Origin of the sequence: Streptomyces sp. NBC_01294, assembly GCF_035917235.1 — a bacterium.
In the GTDB taxonomy this organism is placed as follows: domain Bacteria; phylum Actinomycetota; class Actinomycetes; order Streptomycetales; family Streptomycetaceae; genus Streptomyces; species Streptomyces caledonius.
This window is the reverse complement of the sequence record NZ_CP108423.1, coordinates 1,570,724-1,591,958: the sequence shown is the minus strand read 5'-3', so window position 1 is coordinate 1,591,958 and position 21,235 is coordinate 1,570,724. Positions and strand designations below refer to the sequence as shown.

Sequence of the window (21,235 nt, the reverse complement as noted above, 5' to 3'; positions counted from 1 at the left end):
CGAGGAGGCCCCCCATGCTGGACATCGCCGAAGAGCTGAACCGGTGGGTCGAGCAGGGACGTGACTTCGCCGTCGCCACGGTCGTGGCGATCAGCGGGAGCGCGCCCAGGCAGCCCGGGGCGGCCCTCGCCGTCGACAGCGAGGGCACCGCCATCGGCTCGGTCTCCGGTGGATGCGTGGAGGGTGCGGTGTACGAGCTGTGCCGACAGGCGCTGGAGGACGGCGAGACCGTCCTGGAGCGCTTCGGGTACAGCGACGACGACGCCTTCGCCGTAGGCCTGACCTGCGGCGGAATCATCGACATCCTCGTCACCCCGGTCCCCGTGGACTCGCCCGTCAGGGAGGTGTTCGCGGCCGGCCTGGCCGCCGCGGCCCGGGGTGAGGCGGCGGCGGTCGCCCGGATGGCCGAGGGCCCGGCCGAGCTGATGGGCCGCGCCGTGCTCGTCCGTACCGAAGGCGCCCACCAGGGCGGATTCGGCGGACACCCCGAGCTGGACCGCACCATCGCCGAAGAGGCCCGCGCCATGCTCGACGCCGGCCGGACCGGCGTGCTGGAGATCGGCGCCGACGGCAGGCTCTGCGGAGAGCCGCTGAAGGTCCTGGTCGAGTCCAGCGTCCCGGCCCCGCGGATGATCGTCTTCGGTGCCATCGACTTCGCCTCCGCCCTCGTGCGGATCGGCAAGTTCCTCGGCTACCGCGTGACCGTGTGCGACGCGCGGCCGATCTTCGCGACGAAGACCCGCTTCCCCGAGGCGGACGAGATCGTCGTCGACTGGCCGCACCGCTACCTGGAGACCACGGACGTGGACGGCCGGACCGTCCTGTGCGTGCTCACCCACGACGCCAAGTTCGACGTCCCGCTCCTCGAACTGGCCCTCAGACTTCCCGTCGCCTACGTCGGCGCCATGGGCTCCCGCCGCACCCACGAGGACCGCAACAAGCGGCTGCGCGAGGTCGGCGTGACCGAGCTCGAACTGGCCCGGCTGCGCTCCCCGATCGGCCTGGACCTCGGCGCCCGCTCCCCGGAGGAGACCGCGCTGTCCATCGCCGCCGAGATCGTCGCGAACCGCCGCGGCGGCACCGGCGCGGCCCTCACCGGCGCGCACATCCCGATCCACCCGGACGTCTCGAACACGGTGATCGACAGGATCGGTTCCGTCGCTTGAAGGAGTGACGGCCGAACGTGAGAAAAGGGCGCACCCCGTAGGGGTTGCGCCCTTTCGGCGTTCCCCCTATCTTACCGGCCGGTAACAGGAGGCAGCCTCTCCATCCCTTTCCCACACCGGAGTTGAGCGGATGTTGCGAACCGTACGAACCGTGCGAGCCGTGCGAACCCTGGGCGTGCTGGCCGCGGCCACCCTGCTCACCGCCTTGACGCCGGCACCGGCCGCACCGGCCTCCGGCCCCGGCGACGGCCTGCGCGAGGTGCTCTTCGTCGGGAACAACTGGGAGGGGACCGCGGACGTCCTCGCCTCCACCGGAAACCTCACCAAGGTCGGCCGGATCAACATGATCCCCGACAAGGCCGAACGGCTCCGCGAGATCTACCTCAACCCCGTGAAGCTCGCCTTCTTCCTCGGCATCCGGGAGAGCGCCGGCGAGGGCCACGACCAGTTCGTCGACGACATGTTCACCACCCCCGACGGATCCGCCGTCGTCGCCTCCCGCCCCAGCTTCGCCGACGTCGTGTCCATCGACGTGACCTCGGGACGGATCAACTGGCGCTTCCCGGTATCCGGTTTCCGCTCCGACCACATGGCGGTCTCCCCGGACGGAACCCGCATCGCCGTCTCGGCCTCCACCTCCAACACCGTGCACGTCCTGGACATCGCCACCGGGCGCCAGCTCGGCTCCTTCGGCACCGGGGACAAGCCGCACGAGAACACCTTCACCCGCGACGGCCGCTTCCTGTGGAACAGCTCCATCGGCGAGGTGAACACCGCCCTCGACGCGCCCTGGCTGGACTGGACGAAGGGCGACCGGAAGATCACCGTGGTCGACGCGCAGACCTTCCGCACGGTCCGGGTGATCGACATGCGGGAGCGGCTCGACGCCTTCGGCCGCCGCGACCTGTCCGACTCCGTACGCCCGGTCTCCTTCAGCCCCGACGAGTCGAAGCTCTACTTCCAGGTGTCGTTCTTCAACGGCTTCCTCGAGTACGACGTGGCCTCCGACCGCATCACCCGCCTCAAGAACCTCCCCATGAACCCGGCCACCAGCGCCGACCGCACCACCTGGGTCAACGACTCCCGCCACCACGGCATGTCCATGAGCCCCGACGGGGCGAAGCTCTGCATCGCGGGCACCATGGACGACTACGCGACCGTCGTGGACCGCGCCACCCTCGCCGAGGGGCCGCTCGTCCCCGCCGCCAAGCCGTACTGGGCCACCGTCGACGGCGACGGAACGGCCTGTGTCATCTCCGAGAGCGGCGCCGACCAGGTCACCGCCATCGACTTCGCCACCGGCACCAAGCGGGTCTCGGTCCCCGTCGGGGACCACCCGCAGCGCATCCGCCTCGGCCACGTCCCGGCCGGCTGGACCGGCCCCGCCTCCCGCTAGGGCGTGCGGAGGCCGTGCGGCGGAGGGCGCGCGGAGGGCGTACCCGGCGGGCTCACCGCTCCGGCAGGTACGCCTTCCGCTCCTCCGGGGTGAGGTCGCGGTTGACGGCCCGGCGTACCTTCTCGATGGCCCTTTCATGGCTGGGGAGAGCGGCGTTCCACAGCCGTGCGGTCTGGTCGTCGCCCGCGGTGGCGAGGGTCGTTCCGTCCTTGTCGAACGCCACCGTGTACACCGTGCCGGTGTGGCCGGTCAGCGTGGCCCGGGTCTCCTTCCCGGCCACGTCCCACAGCCGTACGGTCTTGTCGGCGCCGGCGGTGGCGAGGGTCTTGCCGTCAGGGCTGAACGCCACCGAGTGCACCATGCCCGTGTGGCCGGTCAGGGTGGTGCGGAGCGTGCAGCCGGCCACGTCCCAGAGCCGCGCCTGGTAGTCGGCGCCTGCGGTGGCGAGCGTCTTTCCGTCGGGGCTGAACGCCACCGAGTGCACCTGGTCGGCATGAGCGAGCGGACAGTGCTCCTTGCCCGTGGCCACGTCCCACAGCCGCGCCCGGTAGTCGGAGCCCGCGGTGGCGAGCGTGGTTCCGTCGGGGCTGAAGGCCACCGCGTACACCTGGTTCGGGTGCCTGAGCGGACTGCGGCGGGGCTTGCCCGTGGCTGTGTCCCAGAGCCGTACGGTCTTGTCGGCGCCGGCGGTGGCGAGGGTCGTTCCGTCCTTGTCGAACGCCACCGAGTGCACCGTGCCGGTGTGGCCGGTCAGGGTGGTGCCGGGAGTGACGGTGGCCGCGTCCCCCACGTCCCACAGTTGCACCGCGTTGCCGGGGGCGGAGCGCGGGTCGGCCTCGGTGGTGGCGGCGGTGGCGGTGGCGGTGGCGAGGAGGTTGCCCTTGGGGCTGAACGCCACCGCATGCACCCGCTGGGTGTGGCGCAGGGGGGCATGGCGGGGCTCGCCGGTGGCGACGTTCCACAGCTGCACGGTCCGGTCGGCGCCGGCGGTGGCGAGGGTGTCTCCGTCGCGGCTGAACGCCACCGCACGCACGGCGTTCTTGTGCCCGATCAGGGTCGTGCGGGTGGCCACGTCCCACAGGCGGGCCGTGAGGTCGTGACTGCCGGTGGCGAGCTTGTTTCCGTCGGGGCTGAACGCCACCGCGTCCACCTGGTTGGTGTGGCCGGTCAGGGTGGTGCGCGTCTTGCCCGTGTCCACGTCCCACAGGCGTGCGGTGCGGTCGGCGGCCGCGGTGGCGAGGGTGTTCCCGTCGCGGCTGAACGCCACCGAACGCACTTGGTCGGTGTGGCCGGTCAAAGTGGTGTGGAACTCTCCGGTGGCGACGTCCCACAGGCGCGCCTGGTTGTCGGCGCCCGCGGTGGCGACGGTCTTGCCGTCGGGACTGATCGCCACGGAAAGAACCTGGCTGGTGGGGCCGGTCAGCGTGGTGCGGGTCGTGCCGGTGTCCACGTCCCACAGCCGCACGGTCCCGTCGGCGCCCGCGGTGGCGAGGGTGCCCGGGTCGGTGCCGAACGCCACGGAGAGCACCGTGCCGGTGTGGCCGGTCAGCGTGGTGCGCGGCTCGTGGGTGGTCACGTGCTCGACGTCCCCTGCCTGTCGGGCGTCTCGTGCATGCGCCGTATCGCCCACGTCCCACAGGTCCACGGCCTTGTTCGCGCCGGCCGTGGCCAGGGTGGTTCCGTCGGGGCTGAACGCCACGGAACGCACGGGACCGGTGTGCTGCAGGGTGGTGTGGGGCTTGCCGGTGGCCATGTCCCACAGGCGTGCGGTGTGGTCGGCGCCCGCGGTGGCGAGGGTGTGTCCGTCGGGGCTGAACGCCACCGAGTGCACCGTGTCGGTGTGGCCGGTCAGAGTGGTGCGGGTCGTGCCGGTGTCCGCGTCCCACAGCCGCACGGTCCCGTCGGCGCCGGCGGCGGCGAGGATGTTTCCGGCGCTGTTGAACGCCACCGCGTGCACCGGTCGACTGGGACCGGACAGGCGCTGAAGCAGCGGGAGGGCGGCCGCGGTCTGCAGTCTTTCCTCGGATTCGCGCGTGTGGCCGGTGTCGTAGGCCTGGACGGCCAGCAGCGAGGCGAGGTCGGGGTGCGCATTGATGAGGGTGCCCGACTGGGCGGCGATCTGCCGGGACAGGGCTCTGTTCCGCTCGTCCTTGGCCGTCTGCAGCGCCAGGAAGATGCCCCCCGAGACGAGGACGACGGCGGCGAGCGCGACGGCCAGCACCGTGTTCATGCGCTTGCTGCGCCGGATGACGGCCTGTTGGCGCTGGCGGCTCGCGGTGAGGAAGGCTCTGATCTCCCCCGGCAGGCGGCGCTGCTCCGCCCAGTCGAGGCCCTCCGCGAGCGCTGTTCCGCCGAGCAGGTCACCGGGGTCCCGCCCCTTCTCGACCCAGCGCGTGTGCCGTTCGTGCGCACGATCGAGCCACTTCTGGAACAGGTGGTCCTGGACGACCCACTCGCGCAGTGTCCCCCAGTCCAGGATGAGCGAGTCGTGGATCAGTTCGGCCACCGGCGGACCGGCGGGGACGTCGGGACGGCCAGGAGTGCGGGGCGTGTGCGTGATGATGATGCGGTGGCGCGTGAGGGCGGCCAGTACCTCGTCGATCGCCCTGTCGCCGCCGGGTGCGGCGTGCGGATCGGCTGCCAGGTCGCGCAGTTCGCGGAGGGAGACCTGCTTGCGGATGGCGGGAACGTGATGGGCGGGGTCGGCGGGCTGGACCAGGGAGGTCAGGATCCGCTGTGCGATGGGCCGGTGAGCGGTGGGCAACTGGCCGAGGGCCGTGTCACACCAGGTGGTCAGGCTGCCCGTGACCCCGCCGATGGACTCGTACGCCTCATGGGTGAGGAATCCGTCCTGGCGCCTGTGCCACAGCTGGCTGAGCGTCAGTTCCAGCAGGGGGAGCATGGTGACGGGTGCCTGGCCGGCCGTGGCCCCCTCGGGGGTGGAGGCCAGCACGTCCTTGATGATGTGTTCGGGGAGTCCGGGCTGGAAGCGGACTCCCATGGTCTGGGCGGGCAGGGTGATGATGTCGTGGAGATCGCCCTGGCTCAGGGCGCTCGGGACGTTGAGGAGTCCCGGCATGGCCGCCTCCAGCATGCGGGCCAGGGCCGCCAGCTGGGGGTAGAAGTCGTCGCGCATGATCAGGATCACGCTGATCGGGGCGGGTGACTCCACCGCCATGGTGATCTGGTCCGTGGCGGCCACGCGGCGCTGCTGTTCCTCCAGGGTGGCGGGGTGGGCGAGGAGCTCTTCGAACTCGTCGATGACCAGCACGACGCGCCGGTAGGACGGTTCGTCCGCGAGCTTGCGGGTGATGGCCGCGGCGATGCCGTCGGTGGCGGCCCCGGGGAGTCCGGCCCGCTCGAGCTCGACCAGCAGGTTCTGCCTCGGCCGGGCGAGGACGGGCAGCCACTCCTCACTGAAGGGCACTGCGCCGCCCGCGGCCAGCGCGGGCAGGACACCGGCTTCGACCAGGGACGATTTGCCCGATCCGGAGGGCCCGAGGAGCAGGGTCAGCCGCTGCTGCCGCTTGAGGCCGTTCAGCACCTGGTTCACCGCCTCCGTCCGGCCGACGAACCACCGGGCCTGTTCCGCGGTGAACGGCTCCAGCCCGCGGTAGGGGCACTGGTCCTGCCAGGCCAGGTCCGGCCAGACCTCCCGCAGGACCTGCGTGGGCGTCACGTACGCGATCCCCTGACCCTTGCCGAACGCGTCGGGGGCGGTGATCTCGGTGAGCATGCCGATGACCAGGCCGGACACCTCGTCGACGACCGGTCCTCCGCTGAACCCGGTGGTCAGGTCGTTGGCGCCGGTCAGTTGCAGGAGGCTGCCCCTGCCGTCGGTGGCCGGCAGCAGATCGCCCGCGACGGCGTACCCGTAGTGCCCGCCCATCGGGGCCTGCTCGGGAAACCCGAACGAGTGCACACGGTGGTCCTTGCAGCCCGCCGCGGAGCCCAGTGGCAGCACCTCCACACCCGTCGGGGCGCTGCTCAGGCGCACCACGGCCACGTCTTCGTACGCGGAGTCCCGCCAGCCCTCCTGCAGGACCACCCCCCGGCTCTGGGGTGCGCCCTCGGCATGGGGGAACAGCAGCCGCACCGTCTCCCCGGGGCCGCCTCCCGTGGCCTGGACGACGTGCGCACAGGTGACGAGGACGTCCTCGGCCACCAGGAATCCCGCCCCGACGGGCTTCCCGTCCGGTCCGAGGACCTCGGCCACGGCACCGGCCAGCCCGGGAGCGGGGTCGATGTCCTGCGTCTGGTCGGCGCCGCCCACCGGATCAGTCCGTACTCTGGGCGGCGGGCAGGTGGTCGGACCCGGTTCCCCTCCACTTGACGGTCACCCTCAGGTGGGCGTTGGCGCCGGTCTTGGTGATCACGGCTCCGGCCTCGACGGCGAGGTCGACGCCGAACTCGACGGTGATCTCGTCGGGGAACGCCTTGCGCAGCTGTTCGAGCGTGCCGCGCGCCGCCTCGGTGACCGGTTCCAGAGCCTGTTGCAGACTCCCCGACAGGCTGTGAATGGCCTCGCCGGCCAGACCGGCCTTCACCGGGCCCGTCGACGTGGCCGGGGCCTCGACCAGCAAGAAGCCCCCGCCGTCCAACGGAATACGAGCCAGAGTGAGCACAGCTCCTCCTCCGTCTGGTGGGTGCGTCGCTGCCGGGTCCGCGGTCGCGCGTCCCGGCCAGCTTCATCCGATCCCGCCCGGGCGGCATCCTGGGGTAGGCCGAACGCAGCAGACGGTGCGCCCGGGCCCGACGGTCCGGACCGGGCGGGTGCCGGAGGGGCGGGGTGCCTCGCGGGCGGCTCAGGCCGGGAGGGAGATCCGGGCCGCCGACATGCCGAAGCCGGAGCTCCAGACGGCGGTGGACAGGCTGCCTCCGCCCGGCCGCTGCAGGTCCTCCTCGCGGTAACGACGGCATTTCCGGTGCCAGTTGAGGATGCCGGCGAGCCAGTCCTTCAGCTCGCCGACGTACGCGTCGAGCCCGGCCCGGGCCCCGGCGTCCAGCTTCCAGTCGTCGTACAGCAGCGGCAGCTGGCTCGCGACGATGTGCTCGAACTCCTCCGTGCGCTGGGTCATCAGCGAGTGGCAGATGTGCAGCGCCTCCGGGTAGCCGATGTCGAAGAAGTTCCGTGTGACCAGGACGTGGTTGTGGACCTCACCCTCGAACTCGACCTCCTTCTGGTACGAGAAGATGTCGTTCAGCAGGCACGCGGCGTCGGCCGCCGCGTTCTCCAGGGACCGGATGGTCCCCGAGGCGTAGATCCCGTCGGGGATGCCCCGGCCCGCCTGGCCCAGCCGGCACAGGTACATCGTGAGGTGTGAACCGAAGGTGTGGCGGCGCATCTCGGCGTAGTCCACCGGGTCCGGGATGCGGCCCTGGATCTGGTTCTCCATCTCCCAGACCCAGCTCTCCAGCATGCTCACCAGGGTCGCCCGGAACTCGGCGCGGATGGCCGGGGCCATGCCCCGGCTGGTGCGCACCCACAGATCGGCGAGCGCGCGTTCCATCGCGGTGACCGGCAGCGCCTGCTCGGCGTGGTCGACCGGGATCATCGCGACGAGCCGCGCGGTCGTCGCCTTGGCGGCCGTCAGGTTCTTGGTCTGGGCGAAGACCACCGGATAGTAGTCGTCCCCGTACGTTCCCCAGGTCAGCCAGCACGCGTTGAGGAGCAGCGCCTCGCGCGTGGCGTCGGGGTCGATGCCGGCCGAGCAGAGCGCGAAGTCGTAGCCGCGCAGCTTCGGTTCGCTCCAGATGGCGGAACCGGGATCGCCGGGCTGCGGGTCCAGCAGGCCCATGCGCCGGGCCCAGTCGACGGACCCCTCGCGGGCGTGGTCCAGATGCGGGCTCAGGGAGAGCGGGAACGGCATGTAGACGTCCGGGATCACGGACGGCCCGGTGCGCTCGAACGGCACGTGGGTGAAGGAGCGGCGGCGCAGGTCCGCCGAGCGCTGGGTGAACACGGACCGCAGGTCGAGCGCGGTGGTGCCGAGCCCGGTCGGGAGGAAGGGCAAGGTGACCGGGGCGGTGGCCCTGGCCTCCTTGTTCATGTAGCGGCTGGAGACCATGTGCCACTCGTGGCCGCCGGACTGCCAGTCCTGCAGGCCCTTGGCGTAGGCGAGGACGGCCCCGATCTCCGCCGGGTTCATCGCGTGGTCGGCGAAGAGCTGGGGGAGCTCGACGAGCGCGGTCTGCTCGAACTGCTGGAGGCGGGAGGTGAGCAGGTCGTTGGAGACCTCGGCGGCCTCCTGGGTGGTGCAGCCGAGGAAGGTCTCCAACACCAGCACGGCGTTGGAGAGTTCGCCCTCGTCGGCGACCTCGCGCTGGTAGGAGAAGAGGTCGTTGCGGAGGTGCACGGCGTCCGAGAAGGCGTCGCGCAGGACGCCCAGTGCGCGCGCGTGCGCGACGCGCGCGGGGACCTCGGCGGCGACGTACTCGATCAGGCCGGCCGACCAGGGGGCGCCGCCCACCTTGCGGCGCATCTCGATGTATTCGAGGGGGTTCGCCACCCGCCCGATGTTGATGTTGGAGAGCTCCCACATCGACTCGTTGAGGAGGTTCTTCGTCGACAAGGAGAACCGTTCCCGCCAGTCGGCGGACATCGCGGGCACGGTCCGCGCCCAGAGGTCGGCGAGGCCCGCCTCGACCGGGTTCGTGGGCACGGGGAAGCCGTCGGACAGGTCCATCGGCATGAAGGCGGCGAGCCGGTCGAGGTACTGCTTGGCGCCGTCACGGTCCTGCGAGCGCTTGAACATCTCCAGGAAGTGGTCGTCGAAGAAGAACACCCACACGTACCAGTCGGTGACCAGCGACAGCGCGGCGCCGTCGCAGTCGGGGTGGGTGTAGGAGCAGAGCAGCGCGTAGTCGTGCGAGTCGAGGTCGCGCTCCTCCCAGACGCCGGAACCTTCCAGCATGCCGAAGGCGCGCGCCCATTGCTTGGTGTGGACCCTCGCGTCCTCCAGGTGGGGGTTCAGTCGCGCCGGATAAGGCACATAGAAATCCGGCAGTTGAAACGGCTGCGTCACGGCGGGGTCGGCCCTTCGTCCATGGGTGCGGGAGCCGGTCGCTTCCCGTCCCCCGCACGAGATCAGCAGTGCCCTACCCCTGGTGCCCGTGGGATAAGGAGGATTTCACTGCATCAGGTGACGGACGGGTCGTTCCGCGGCGAGGAGGCCGGACGGGGGATAGGGGCGGGGTGACGGAGGCCCCCCGCCCCTGCGAGCGGGAGACCTCCACGGGCCGCGGTCGCCGCTGCGTCAGTTGACGGAGGTGTCGTTCCGAGGTGCGGGGGCCTGCCGGGGGATGGAGGGGGACGCGGGCCGGGATTCCCGGGTGAACTGCTCGGCCTGCATCCGGAACATCGTCGCGTACCGCCCGCCCAGGGCCAGCAGCTCCTCGTGGCTGCCCTGTTCGACGAGCCGGCCCTCGTGCAGGACGTAGATGACGTCGGCGAACCGCACGCCGGACATCCGGTGCGTGACGAGGACGACCGCCCGCTGCGGCCCGGCGAGGCCGCGGATGCTGTCGAAGGCGGCGATCTCCGCCTCCGGGTCGAGCGCCGAGGTGGGCTCGTCCACGACGAGGACGCGGGCGTCGCGGAAGCGGGTGCGGGCCAGCCCGAACTTCTGCCACTGCCCGCCGGAGAGCTCCGAGGCTCCCCTGAACACCCGGGCGAGCAGGGTCTCGTAGCCGTGCGGCAGCTTGTCGACGATCCGGTCGGCCCCCGCGTACCGGGCGGCGGCGACCACCTCGGCGGCCGCGTCCACCGCCCGCTCCGGTCCCTCCGCGCCGGGCCGGCCGATGGCGATGTTGGTGCGGGCGGTCACCGGCCAGCGCTCGAAGTCCTGGGTCAGCAGGGCGACCCGGTCGAAGACCTGCTCCCGGTCGGCCTCCCGGACCTCCACCCCGTCCCAGGTCAGCGAGCCCGAGTCGGGCAGGTGCAGACCGGCGAGCAGTTTGACCAGGGTGCTCTTGCCGGAACCGTTCTCGCCGACCAGGGCGACGACGGTGCCCGCCTCGATGGTGAGGGAGACCCCGCTGAGGGCGGGCTCGTCCCGGTCGGGGTAGGTGAAGTCCACGTCCTGGAGCCGTACCGCGGCGAGCCGCTCGGGCAGCGGCCGCCCGCCGGACGGGATGGCGCGGCGGGTCGCCTCGGCGACGAACCGCTCCAGGTCCCGGACGTACAGGGACTCCTCGTGCAGGGTGTTGGTGGTGGAGACGAGCGCGCCCAGGCTCGCCGACCCGGTGCGCACCGCGATCACGGCGGTGCCGGCGACGGCGAGGTCCATCCGGCCGGTGACGATGAGCGCGCCCATCGCCCCGTACGTGACGAGGGCGGCGACGCCGGAGAGCGCGGCGGCGAGGAGCTCGGTGGCGGCCTTGTCCTTGGCCAGGCGGGTGGCCTCGCTCTCGGCGACCTCGGCCATGTTGCGGTAGTGGCCGAGGAGGTAGCGGCCGACGCCGTGCACCCGTACCTCGGGGGCCGACGTACGGGAGATCAGCAGCTGGCCGATGAGCCGGGCGGCCCGTACGTGCTCCACCCAGGTGATCACGGACAGGTACCGGCGCTGGGCCACCCGCATCGCACCCCAGCCGCGCGGGGCGGCGATGAGCAGCAGCAGGGGCAGCAGCAGCGGGTGCAGCACGGTGAGCACCCCGGCGGTGGCGACCAGCGAGATGACCCCGCCGAGGGTGGCCACGCAGGCCCCCACCGTCCGGCGGGCCGAGGGCGGCCCCCACTGGGCGCTGTCCAGCAGCCGCCGGAACTCCCCGTCCTCGATGGCCTCCAGCTCCACCTCGACGGCGGCGCTCAGGTACTGCTCGTGCGCGGCCCGCTCGACCTTGGGCTCCAGCCGCCCGGCGGCAGCCGTGGAACGGGAGGCCAGTACGGCGCCCAGTACGGCGACCAGCGCGCCGGTGGCCAGGGCGGGCAGGGCGGCGTGCAGCCGGTCGGCGGCGCTGCCCGCGCCGAGCAGCGTACGGAGCACCTCGCTGATGACGAGCAGCCCGACGGCGGAGGTGACCCCCTGCCCGGCCTCGGAGGCGGCGACGGTGAGCAGGGCGGGGCGGTCGGTGTCCCAGGCGAGGCGCAGGGTCCCGCCGACCATGCGGGGCATGGAGCGCAGGGTGGTCAGCAGCCGCCCCTCGAGGCGGGCGTAGTCGTGGTTGGACCAGCCGGCGTCGTAGCGCAGGGGTCCGCCGAAGAGGCGGCGTTCGCTCTCGGAGACGGCCGGTTCGGCGGCGCGGGGCCGCTTGAGGAGCCTCATGCGCGGCCACCTCCGCCCGGTGCCGGGTCGAACACCACATGAACGTGCATGGATCGCAAGGTTCCTCCCGAGGTGCCGCGGCTGCGCACTGACGCCGCAAGAACGTGGCTGCTCAGAGCGGCGTCACGGGCGCCGGGGAACGAACGCCCGCACACAGTTGCGACCAGGGCCCGCACCCCAAGGGCCGTGCGGTGACGGGGCGTTCGAACCACCCGGAGGTGTCGATGCCCCCCTTCGAGGGATTGCGCGGCACCAGCCACCGCTGTCGCCCCGGCGCACACGGCGGGAGGCCGCCTCCCCGAGGTGGGGAGACGGCCTCCGGTGTGCTGCGGGAGCTACGGGGTGGGGACGGGGAGAGGTGCCGTGCCGGGGACGGGGATGCTCCAGCGCTGCGTGGCAGGGCGGTTCCAGTCGTAGGGCTGCCGTCGGCTCGGCGGGCGCATCGCATGTGACGCCGACCGGCGAGAGAGGCGGCGCAAGGTCACTGGCTTCCCAGAATCTCGCACTCCAGTCCGAGAAGAAGGCGCTCGAAGGCTTGGGGTACCTTCCCGTAGCTTCCTGCATAGGTGCCCAGCGTGCAGATCAAGCCCGTCTCGTCAATCGCCATGAATTCCACCCCCTCCCGCGTCTGGCCAATCGGAAAGAGTGACAGCCCAAGCTCCTCGCCCCACTCGAGGAAGAGATCCTCTTCTCCCTCGCATTCCGACGGATCCAGGTCGAACGGCTCTCGTGCGCATTCTATGCCGGGGCCCGAGAACATGAACCGAAGTCCCCCGAACTCTGAAAGGAATGTACGGGCAGCCTCATGCGCAGGGAGTCCTGCCGCCTCGAAAGGTGTAATCCATGCGCTGGCGTCGATATTCCTGCCGGGCATCCACCCAGCCGCGTGGAGTTCCTCTTCCACGGCGGGAGAGAATCTACGGCTGCAATCCGATGATTCCGGCGACGTCATCGAGGTGAATTGGGTCATCCTTACCTCCCACGGTCGTGAAGCTCCGGCTGATGACGTGCGGTGCGAGCGGCCCCACTCCCCGCCCGGAAGTTCCTCCCCTTCGCCGACGGCGCGATCTACCACCCGGCCTCAGGCCGCTGCGTAGACCTCGGCAACTTCGACACCGCTCCAGGCACCCAGGCCGCCGGTGCTTCGGGGTGTCGTAGCGTGGGGCGATTGTCGGATTGGGTTAGGTTTGGCCCGGTATTTGGATCCGGCGTTCCGGGAGGGACACTCATGGCGATCGATCTGGACAAGGTGCTCGACAAGGCGTGGGCCGACAAGCCGCTCTCCGATGTGCTCGCGGCTCCCGTGGCCGCGCTGAAGGGCGTCAGTGAGAAGGACGGCGAGCTGCTGCGGGAGGCGTTCGGGGTCAAGACCGTCGCCGACTTCGGGCAGCTGAAGTACGTGCGGTGGGCGCAGGCGCTCGTCGCGCTGCATCACACCGTCAAGGTCTAGTCGCCGGTCGGTCGGCGGCGTGCAGTACTCGGTCCGGGTGGGCTGTGCGCTCGCCGGGCCAGGTGGTTCGCGTACTCGGGGTCCGCGGACCTGACCGCGAAAAGGCTGTCCTCCTCGCCCCTGAAAGGGGGAGGAGGACAGCCTTTCGTCGAGACCCGTCCGTGGGCTACTCGCCTTCGCCCTCCAGGTTGCCCTCCGTGTCCAGGTAGACCTGGCGGAGGGATTCCAGGATCTGCGGGTCCGGCTTCTCCCACATGCCGCGCGACTCGGCTTCGAGCAGGCGCTCCGCGATGCCGTGCAGGGCCCAGGGGTTGGCCTCCTCCAGGAAGGCGCGGTTGGTCGGGTCCAGGACGTACGTCTCCGTCAGCTTGTCGTACATCCAGTCCGCGACCACGCCCGTCGTGGCGTCGTAGCCGAAGAGGTAGTCGACCGTCGCCGCCAGCTCGAAGGCGCCCTTGTAGCCGTGGCGGCGCATCGCCTCGATCCACTTGGGGTTCACCACGCGGGCGCGGAAGACGCGCGAGGTCTCCTCGACCAGGGTGCGGGTTTTGACCGTCTCCGGGCGGGTGGAGTCGCCGATGTAGGCCTCAGGGGCGGTGCCGCGCAGGGCGCGGACCGTGGCCACCATGCCGCCGTGGTACTGGAAGTAGTCGTCCGAGTCCGCGATGTCGTGCTCGCGCGTGTCCGTGTTCTTGGCGGCGACCGTGATGCGCTTGTAGGCCGTCTCCATCTCCTCGCGCGCGGGGCGGCCCTCCAGACCGCGGCCGTACGCGTACCCGCCCCACACCGTGTACACCTCGGCGAGGTCCGCGTCCGTACGCCAGTCGCGGGAGTCGATCAGCTGGAGGATGCCGGCGCCGTACGTACCCGGGCGCGAGCCGAAGATACGGGTCGTCGCGCGGCGTTCGTCGCCGTGCAGGGACAGGTCCGCCTGGGCGTGGGCGCGGATGAAGTTCGACTCCGCGGGCTCGTCCAGGGACGCCGCGAGGCGCACCGCGTCGTCCAGGAGACCGATCACGTGCGGGAACGCGTCGCGGAAGAAGCCCGAGATGCGGAGCGTCACGTCGATGCGGGGGCGGCCGAGTTCCTCGAGGGGGATCGGCTCCAGGCCCGTGACGCGGCGCGAGGCCTCGTCCCAGACCGGGCGGATGCCCAGCAGGGACAGCGCCTCGGCCACGTCGTCGCCCGAGGTGCGCATCGCGCTCGTGCCCCACAGGGACAGTCCGACGGAGGGGGGCCACTCGCCGTTGTCCGTGCGGTAGCGGGTGAGGAGGGACTCCGCCAGGGCCTGGCCCGTCTCCCACGCGAGGCGGGAGGGGACGGCCTTGGGGTCGACCGAGTAGAAGTTGCGGCCCGTCGGGAGGACGTTGACCAGGCCGCGCAGGGGCGAGCCGGAGGGGCCGGCGGGGACGAAGCGGCCGTCCAGGGCGGCGACGACGTTGGCGATCTCGTCCGTCGTGCCGGCCAGGCGGGGGACCACCTCGCGGGCCGCGAAGGTGAGGACCGCCGCGACGTCCGCGGAGTGGCCCGCCGCGACCGAGGCCACCGCCGACGGGTCCCAGTCCGCGTCCTCCATCGCCTGGACCAGGGCGCGGGCCGTCTCCTCGACGGCGTCCGCCGAGGTACGGGTGGCCGCGGACTCGTCCAGGCCGAGCGCCTCGCGCAGGCCGGGCAGGGCCGTCGTACCGCCCCAGATCTGACGGGCGCGCAGGATCGCCAGGACCAGGTTGACCCGGGCGGCACCTGTCGGGGCGCCGCCGAGCACGTGGAGGCCGTCGCGGATCTGCGCGTCCTTGATCTCGCACAGCCAGCCGTCGACGTGGAGGAGGAAGTCGTCGAAGCCGTCGTCGTCCGGGCGCTCTTCGAGGCCGAGGTCGTGGTCGAGCTTCGCCGCCTGGATCAGGGTCCAGATCTGGGCGCGGATGGCCGGCAGCTTGGCCGGGTCCATCGCCGAGATCTGCGCGTACTCGTCCAGGTGCTGCTCCAGGCGGGCGATGTCGCCGTACGACTCCGCGCGCGCCATCGGCGGCACCAGGTGGTCGACCAGGGTGGCGTGCACGCGGCGCTTGGCCTGGGTGCCCTCGCCCGGGTCGTTGACCAGGAACGGGTAGATGAGCGGGAGGTCGCCGAGGGCCGCGTCGGGTGCGCAGGACGCGGACAGGCCGGCGTTCTTGCCGGGCAGCCATTCGAGGTTGCCGTGCTTGCCCAGGTGGATCATCGCGTCGGCGCCGAAGCCGCCGTCCTCCGCGCGGGCCTGGATCCAGCGGTACGCGGCCAGGTAGTGGTGCGAGGGCGGCAGGTCCGGGTCGTGGTAGATCGCGATCGGGTTCTCGCCGAAGCCGCGCGGCGGCTGGATGAGGATCAGGAGGTTCCCGCGGCGCAGGGCGGCGAGGACGATGTCGCCCTCGGGGTTGGCGGACCTGTCGACGAACATGTTGCCCGGGGCCTCGCCCCAGTGCTCCTCGACGCTCTCGCGCAGCTGGGCGGGGAGCGCGGAGAACCACCGCTTGTAGTCGGCGGCCGGGATGCGGACCGGATTGCGGGCCAGCTGCTCCTCGGTCAGCCAGTCCTGGTCATGGCCGCCGGCCTCGATCAGGGCGCGGATCAGCTCGTCGCCGTCGCCGGAGACCAGGCCCGGGATGCCCTCGGTGGGGCCGAAGTCGTAGCCGCCGGCGATCAGGGTGCGAAGCAGCTCCACTGCGCTGGCCGGGGTGTCGAGGCCGACCGCGTTGCCGATGCGGGAGTGCTTCGTCGGGTAGGCGGAGAGGACCAGCGCGACCTTCTTGTCGCGGCGGTCGATGTGGCGCAGGCGGGCGTGGCGTACGGCGATCCCCGCGACCCGGGCGGCCCGCTCGGGGTCGGCCACGTACGCGGGCAGGCCGTCCTCGTCGAGCTCCTTGAAGGAGAACGGGACGGTGATCAGACGGCCGTCGAACTCGGGCACGGCGACCTGCGTCGCGGCGTCGAGGGGGGAGAGGCCCTCGTCGCTCTCCTCCCAGTTGCTGCGCGAGCCCGTCAGGCACAGGGCCTGGAGGATCGGCACGCCGAGCGCGGCGAGCGCGCCCGCGTCCCACGACTCGTCGTCCCCGCCGGCCGAGGCGGTCGCGGGGCGGGTGCCGCCGGCCGCGAGGACGGTGGTGACGATCGCGTCCGCGGACTCCAGGGCCTGCAGGAGACCCGGTTCCGGCGTGCGCAGGGAGGAGACGTAGAGGGGGACCGGCTGGGCGCCGTGGGCCTCGATGGCCTCGCAGAGGGTGTGGACGAAGGCGGTGTTGCCGCTCATCTGGTGCGCGCGGTAGTAGAGCACGGCGACCGTGGGGCCGGTGGTCTGCCGCGCGGTGCGCTCCAGGGGGCCCCAGGTGGGGGAGGCGGCGGGCGGCTCGAAGCCGTGACCGGTCAGCAGGACGGTGTCGGAGAGGAACCGGGCCAGCTGGTCGAGGTTGGCGGGGCCGCCGTGCGCGAGGTAGCCGTGGGCCTCGGCCGCGATGCCGATCGGGACCGTGGAGGCCTCCATCAGCTGGGCGTCGGGGGCCTGTTCCCCGGTCAGGACCACGACCGGGCGGGTCTGGCCGGGGGCCAGGAGCAGGTCGAGGCCGTCCTGCCAGGCGCGGAGGCCGCCGAGGAGGCGTACGACGACCAAGTCGACTCCGTCGAGGAGGCCCGGGAGGTCATCGAGGGGGAGACGGGAGGGGTTGGCGAACCGGTAGGGGACGGGGCCGTCCGCCGTGTTCGCTGCGCGGGCGCTGAGCAGATCGGTGTCGGACGTCGACAGCAGCAGGATCATGCGGCGGCAGGCCTTCCTCGGGGTTTCCGCGCCCCGGGCAGTGAGGACAGCGGGAGTTCCTGACTTGCCCGGCGGTGTGGCTCTGCCGGGTTCACAGTGGCGGGACCGCGCCGGAATCTCACCGGGCTTCCTCCCATGTCGCCGTCCTCGGCGATGGCGGGCCGTGTGGTCCGCCGGAAGGTCATCTTAGGGGCGGGGCGGGGGGCGGCGCGTATGCGGGGGCGCTGCGCCGGCTTGGGCGGGTCTGGGGCGTGGCTGGGCGGGGCCGGTGGGGGGCGGGTGCGGCGCCGTTGCCGGGGCTCTGCCCCGGACCTCGCGCCTCAAACGCCGGCGGGGCTGGAGTTGGCGGGGCTGGAGTTGGTGGGGCTGGGCTGGTGGGCTGAGCTGGTGGGGTGGGTGCGGCGTCGTTGCCGGGGCTCTGCCCGGGGCCCCGCGCCTCAAACGCCGGCGGGGCTTGATTTGGCCGGGCTGGATCGCTGGTCAGGGTGGCGACGGACACAGGTCGGGGGACGGGAATCGTGGGTATGCTCGCCGCCATGCCCCAGCCCCCTTCCGCCGCATCGCGGGACGAACCCGTCATACGGGAACGCGGTGACGCCTGCCCCGGCGCACTGCGCCTGCACGCGGCTGACGACGGGTTCCTGGCGCGGGTCCGGATACCGGGCGGGCTGCTCGGCGGCGACGCGGCACGGTTGCTGGCCGATGCAGCCGACCGGCTCGGCGACGGGCACCTCGACCTCACCTCCCGCGGCAACGTGCAGCTGCGCGGCCTCGGCGCGAGCTGCGGCGGGGAGCTGGCCGGGCTGCTGGCCGACGCGGGGCTGCTGCCCGCGCCCACGCACGAGCGGGTGCGCAATGTCGTCTGCTCGCCGCTGACCGGCCTCGACGGGCGGGGGCTGCCCGACGTGTCGCCCTGGGTGGCGGAGCTGGACGGGCTGCTCTGCGCGAGTGACGCGGCGGCCGGGCTGTCCGGGCGGTTCCTCTTCGCTCTCGACGACGGCCGCGGTGACGTGACCTCGCTCGCGGCGGACGTGAACCTCACCGCGCACGGCGCCGACCGGGCCGTGCTCTGGGCGGGGGAGGACCCGCGGGAAGCGGTCCTCGTCTCCGCGCAGGACGGGCCCCGGGCCGCCCTGACCGCCGCCGAGTACTTCCTCGACGCCGTCCGGAACGCCGGGACCAAGGCCTGGCGGGTGGCCGAGCTGCCCCGCGAACACGCCCTGAGCCGTGAGGAGTTGGCCCGACGCCTGGCCGCCGCGGGGATCGGCTCGGTCGCGGCCGCCGACACGCCCCGCCGGGACGGCCGGCCGCCCGAGCCCGGCATCGTGGCCGGGCCCGTCGACGACATCGCCGGGCTCTCCGTGCTCGCGCCCCTCGGGCGGCTGACCACCCGGCAGTGGCGGCAGCTGGCCGATCTCATCGGCCGGGTCCGGCTGACCCCCTGGCGGGGGATCGTCGTCCCGGGCCTGCCCGCGCGCGAGGCGGCCCGCGCGCTCGACGGCCTCGCCGGCGCAGGACTGGTCACCGAGCCCGACAGCGCCTGGCGGTCCGTCACCGCCTGTACGGGGAAGCCTGGTTGCGCGAAATCCCTGGCCGACGTACGCGCCGACGCCCGGGCCGTCATGGAGCGGGCCCGCGGGCCGCTGGCCGTCCACTGGTCCGGATGCGAACGCCGCTGCGGGCATCCGCGCGGCGCCGCCTGGGTGGACCTGGTCGCGACCCCCGCCGGATACGACCTCCGTGTCGAGGGCCGCGCCCCGCGACTCGGCGTACCGGATCATGAGCTCGCCCGCGCCCTCGCGGACGCGCGTCAGTACGTACGGCAGGCAGCGCGTGCAGAGCGTGCGGCGCCCGCACCTCACCACCCTTTGGTTCTTGAAGACGCACAGCCCGACGACCCAGCGCAGAAATGAGCGAGTACACCGTGTTCGAGTACGAGAAGGACGGCGCCGCGATCTACCGCCAGTCCTTTGCCACGATCCGCGCCGAGGCGGACCTCTCCGGGCTGCCCGCCTCGGTCGCCCAGGTCGCGGTGCGCATGATCCACGCCTGCGGGATGACGGACCTCCCGCAGGACCTGGGGTACACCCCCGAGGTCGTGCTGCGCGCCCGCGCCGCGCTGGAGGCGGGTGCGCCGATCCTGTGCGACGTGCAGATGGTCGCCAGCGGGGTCACCCGCAAGCGGCTGCCCGCCGACAACGACGTGATCTGCACGCTCTCCGACCCGGCCGTGCCGGAGCTCGCCGCGAAGATGGGCACCACGCGCAGCGCCGCCGCCCTCGAAGTCTGGCGTGACCGGGGCCTGTTGGAGGGCTCGGTGATCGCCGTCGGCAACGCGCCCACCGCGTTGTTCCGGCTGCTGGAGATGATCGAGGAGGGCGCCCCGCGCCCGGCCGCCGTCATCGGGGTCCCCGTCGGCTTCATCGGCGCCGCCGAGTCCAAGGACGCGCTCGCCGCCCACCCCTCGGGGCTCGACCACCTGGTCGTGCGCGGCCGCCGAGGCGGCAGCGCCATCGCCGCGGCCGCCGTCAACGCCATTGCGAGCGTGGCCGAATGAGCACCGACGGCCAGGCGACGGCGCCGACCGGGCCGACCGGGCCGACCGGGCCGACCGGACCGACCGGACCGACCGGACCGACCGGGCCCACCGTGCCCACCGGACGCCTCTACGGGGTGGGGCTCGGGCCCGGTGACCCGAGCCTGATGACCCTGCGCGCCGTCGAGGTGATCGGCGAGGCCGACGTCGTCGCCTACCACAGCGCCCGCCACGGCCGCTCGATCGCCCGCTCGATCGCCGCGAAGCACCTGCGCGAGACGCACATCGAGGAGCCGCTGGTCTACCCGGTCACCACCGAGACCACCGACCACCCCGGCGGCTACCAGGGCGCGATGGAGGAGTTCTACGAGGCCGCCGCCGCCCGGCTGGCCGCCCATCTGGACGCCGGCCGGACCGTCGCCGTGCTCGCGGAGGGCGACCCGCTCTTCTACAGCTCGTACATGCACATGCACAAGCGGCTCGCGGACCGGTACGAGACCGAGGTGATCCCCGGCGTCACCTCGGTGAGCGCCGCCGCCGCCCGGCTCGGCACCCCGCTCGTGGAGGGCGAGGAGGTCCTCACCATCCTCCCCGGCACCCTGTCCGAGGAGGAGCTCACCGCCCGCCTCGCCGCCACCGACTCGGCGGTCGTGATGAAGCTCGGCCGGACCTTCCCGGCCGTGCGCGGCGCGATGGAGGCCAGTGGCCGGCTCGCCGAGGCCCGTTACGTCGAGCGCGCCACCATGGCGGGCGAGCGCACCGGGCTCCTCGCCGACACCGACCCCGACAGCGTGCCGTACTTCGCCGTCGCCGTGGTCCCCAGCCGCATCGGCAACCCGGGCAGCGTGCCGTCCGGCCCCGGCGAGGTAGCCGTCGTCGGCACCGGCCCGGCGGGTCCGCTGTGGCTCACCCCGCAGACCCGGCGCGCGCTGGCCGACGCAGAGGTGCTGGTGGGCTACACGACGTACCTGGACCGGATTCCCGTGAAGCCGGGGCAGATCCGGCACGGCTCCGACAACAAGGTGGAGTCGGAGCGCGCCGAGTTCGCCCTCGACCTCGCCCGGCGCGGGCAGCGCGTGGCCGTGGTGTCCGGCGGCGACCCCGGTGTCTTCGCCATGGCCACGGCGGTCCTGGAGGTGGCCGGGCAGGCGGAGTACAAGGACGTGCCCGTACGGGTCCTGCCGGGCGTGACCGCGGCCAACGCCGCGGCCGCAGCGGCCGGCGCCCCCCTCGGCCACGACTACGCCACCATCTCCCTCTCCGACCGGCTCAAGCCGTGGGAGGTCATCGCGGAGCGGCTGCGCGCGGCCGCCTCGGCCGACCTGGTGCTCGCCCTCTACAACCCCGGCTCGCGCAGCCGGACCTGGCAGGTGGCCCAGGCCCGCGAGCTGCTGCTGGAGCTGCGCGCGCCCGGCACCCCGGTGGTGGTCGCGCGCGACGTGGGCGGCCCGGAGCAGTCGGTGCGGATCGTCACGCTCGCCGAACTGGAGCCGTCCGAGGTGGACATGCGCACGATCCTGCTGATCGGCTCCTCGCAGACGCAGGTCACCGAGCGGCCCGACGGGTCACGGATTACGTGGACGCCGCGCCGCTACCCGTGACGGACCCGCAGGTGTGCTGAGGCCCGGGGCGGTTCA

12 protein-coding genes and 1 riboswitch are annotated in these 21,235 nt (G+C 72.5%); of the genes, 6 read left to right on the top strand and 6 right to left on the bottom strand.

What is annotated here, in order from left to right; genetic code table 11:
• The first annotated feature begins 14 nt into the window (after positions 1-14).
• Positions 15-1,166, top strand: coding sequence for an XdhC family protein (locus OG534_RS07270; protein WP_326587256.1), 1,152 nt, complete (start codon positions 15-17; stop codon positions 1,164-1,166).
• Positions 1,167-1,296: 130 nt separating this feature from the next.
• Entirely contained in the window at positions 1,297-2,562 is a 1,266-nt protein-coding gene (locus tag OG534_RS07265) for a YncE family protein (RefSeq protein WP_326587255.1), read from the top strand.
• A 52-nt stretch (positions 2,563-2,614) separates the two neighbouring features.
• Here the strand turns inward: OG534_RS07265 and OG534_RS07260 are convergent, their stop codons facing one another.
• The 5 genes from OG534_RS07260 to OG534_RS07240 all read right to left on the bottom strand — a co-directional run bounded on the left by OG534_RS07260 (position 2,615) and on the right by OG534_RS07240 (position 12,732).
• On the bottom strand, positions 2,615-6,835 hold the full coding sequence (locus OG534_RS07260) for an nSTAND1 domain-containing NTPase (protein WP_326587254.1): 4,221 nt from the start codon (positions 6,833-6,835) through the stop codon (positions 2,615-2,617).
• Between the two features lie 4 nt (positions 6,836-6,839).
• Positions 6,840-7,187, bottom strand: coding sequence for a CU044_2847 family protein (locus OG534_RS07255; RefSeq protein WP_326587253.1), 348 nt, complete (start codon positions 7,185-7,187; stop codon positions 6,840-6,842).
• A gap of 180 nt (positions 7,188-7,367) precedes the next feature.
• The gene (locus OG534_RS07250) at positions 7,368-9,587 is read right to left on the bottom strand and encodes a terpene synthase family protein (protein ID WP_326587252.1); all 2,220 of its coding nucleotides are present in this window, start codon (positions 9,585-9,587) and stop codon (positions 7,368-7,370) included.
• Positions 9,588-9,818: 231 nt separating this feature from the next.
• A complete protein-coding gene (locus tag OG534_RS07245; RefSeq protein WP_326587251.1) occupies positions 9,819-11,828 on the bottom strand; it encodes an ABC transporter ATP-binding protein in 2,010 nt (669 codons plus the stop codon).
• A gap of 481 nt (positions 11,829-12,309) precedes the next feature.
• Complete coding sequence (locus tag OG534_RS07240) at positions 12,310-12,732, bottom strand: SUKH-3 domain-containing protein (RefSeq protein ID WP_326587250.1); 423 nt, start codon at positions 12,730-12,732, stop codon at positions 12,310-12,312.
• A 324-nt stretch (positions 12,733-13,056) separates the two neighbouring features.
• Between OG534_RS07240 and OG534_RS07235 the strand changes: the two genes are divergently transcribed.
• Positions 13,057-13,278, top strand: coding sequence for a hypothetical protein (locus tag OG534_RS07235; RefSeq protein WP_326587249.1), 222 nt, complete (start codon positions 13,057-13,059; stop codon positions 13,276-13,278).
• A gap of 166 nt (positions 13,279-13,444) precedes the next feature.
• Here the strand turns inward: OG534_RS07235 and cobN are convergent, their stop codons facing one another.
• Positions 13,445-17,062: a cobaltochelatase subunit CobN gene (gene cobN, locus OG534_RS07230; protein ID WP_326587248.1), complete on the bottom strand. Its 3,618-nt coding sequence runs from the start codon at positions 17,060-17,062 to the stop codon at positions 13,445-13,447.
• Positions 17,063-17,115: 53 nt separating this feature from the next.
• Positions 17,116-17,216: riboswitch (cobalamin riboswitch) on the bottom strand.
• A 370-nt stretch (positions 17,217-17,586) separates the two neighbouring features.
• Here cobN and cobG point away from each other — a divergent pair.
• From cobG to OG534_RS07215, 3 genes are read left to right on the top strand one after another with little or no spacing between them, the layout of a single operon-like run.
• A complete protein-coding gene (gene cobG / locus OG534_RS07225) occupies positions 17,587-18,975 on the top strand; it encodes a precorrin-3B synthase (RefSeq protein ID WP_442807218.1) in 1,389 nt (462 codons plus the stop codon).
• A complete protein-coding gene (locus OG534_RS07220; protein ID WP_326587246.1) occupies positions 18,972-19,619 on the top strand; it encodes a precorrin-8X methylmutase in 648 nt (215 codons plus the stop codon). The genes cobG and OG534_RS07220 overlap by 4 nt, the downstream gene beginning before the upstream one ends.
• The gene (locus tag OG534_RS07215) at positions 19,616-21,199 is read left to right on the top strand and encodes a precorrin-2 C(20)-methyltransferase (protein WP_326587245.1); all 1,584 of its coding nucleotides are present in this window, start codon (positions 19,616-19,618) and stop codon (positions 21,197-21,199) included. Before OG534_RS07220 ends, OG534_RS07215 begins: the two co-directional genes overlap by 4 nt.
• The last annotated feature ends 36 nt before the right edge of the window (positions 21,200-21,235 follow it).

What these genes read in the sequence shown, in the direction of transcription:
- OG534_RS07265 (WP_326587255.1), top strand. Translation starts at nt 1,297, where the DNA reads ATGTTGCGAACCGTACGAACCGTGCGAGCCGTGCGAACCCTGGGCGTG.
- OG534_RS07270 (WP_326587256.1), top strand. Translation starts at nt 15, where the DNA reads ATGCTGGACATCGCCGAAGAGCTGAACCGGTGGGTCGAGCAGGGACGT.
- cobG (WP_442807218.1), top strand. Translation starts at nt 17,587, where the DNA reads ATGCTCGCCGCCATGCCCCAGCCCCCTTCCGCCGCATCGCGGGACGAA.
- OG534_RS07235 (WP_326587249.1), top strand. Translation starts at nt 13,057, where the DNA reads ATGGCGATCGATCTGGACAAGGTGCTCGACAAGGCGTGGGCCGACAAG.
- cobN (WP_326587248.1), bottom strand. Translation starts at nt 17,062, where the DNA reads ATGATCCTGCTGCTGTCGACGTCCGACACCGATCTGCTCAGCGCCCGC.
- OG534_RS07245 (WP_326587251.1), bottom strand. Translation starts at nt 11,828, where the DNA reads ATGAGGCTCCTCAAGCGGCCCCGCGCCGCCGAACCGGCCGTCTCCGAG.
- OG534_RS07215 (WP_326587245.1), top strand. Translation starts at nt 19,616, where the DNA reads ATGAGCACCGACGGCCAGGCGACGGCGCCGACCGGGCCGACCGGGCCG.
- OG534_RS07220 (WP_326587246.1), top strand. Translation starts at nt 18,972, where the DNA reads ATGAGCGAGTACACCGTGTTCGAGTACGAGAAGGACGGCGCCGCGATC.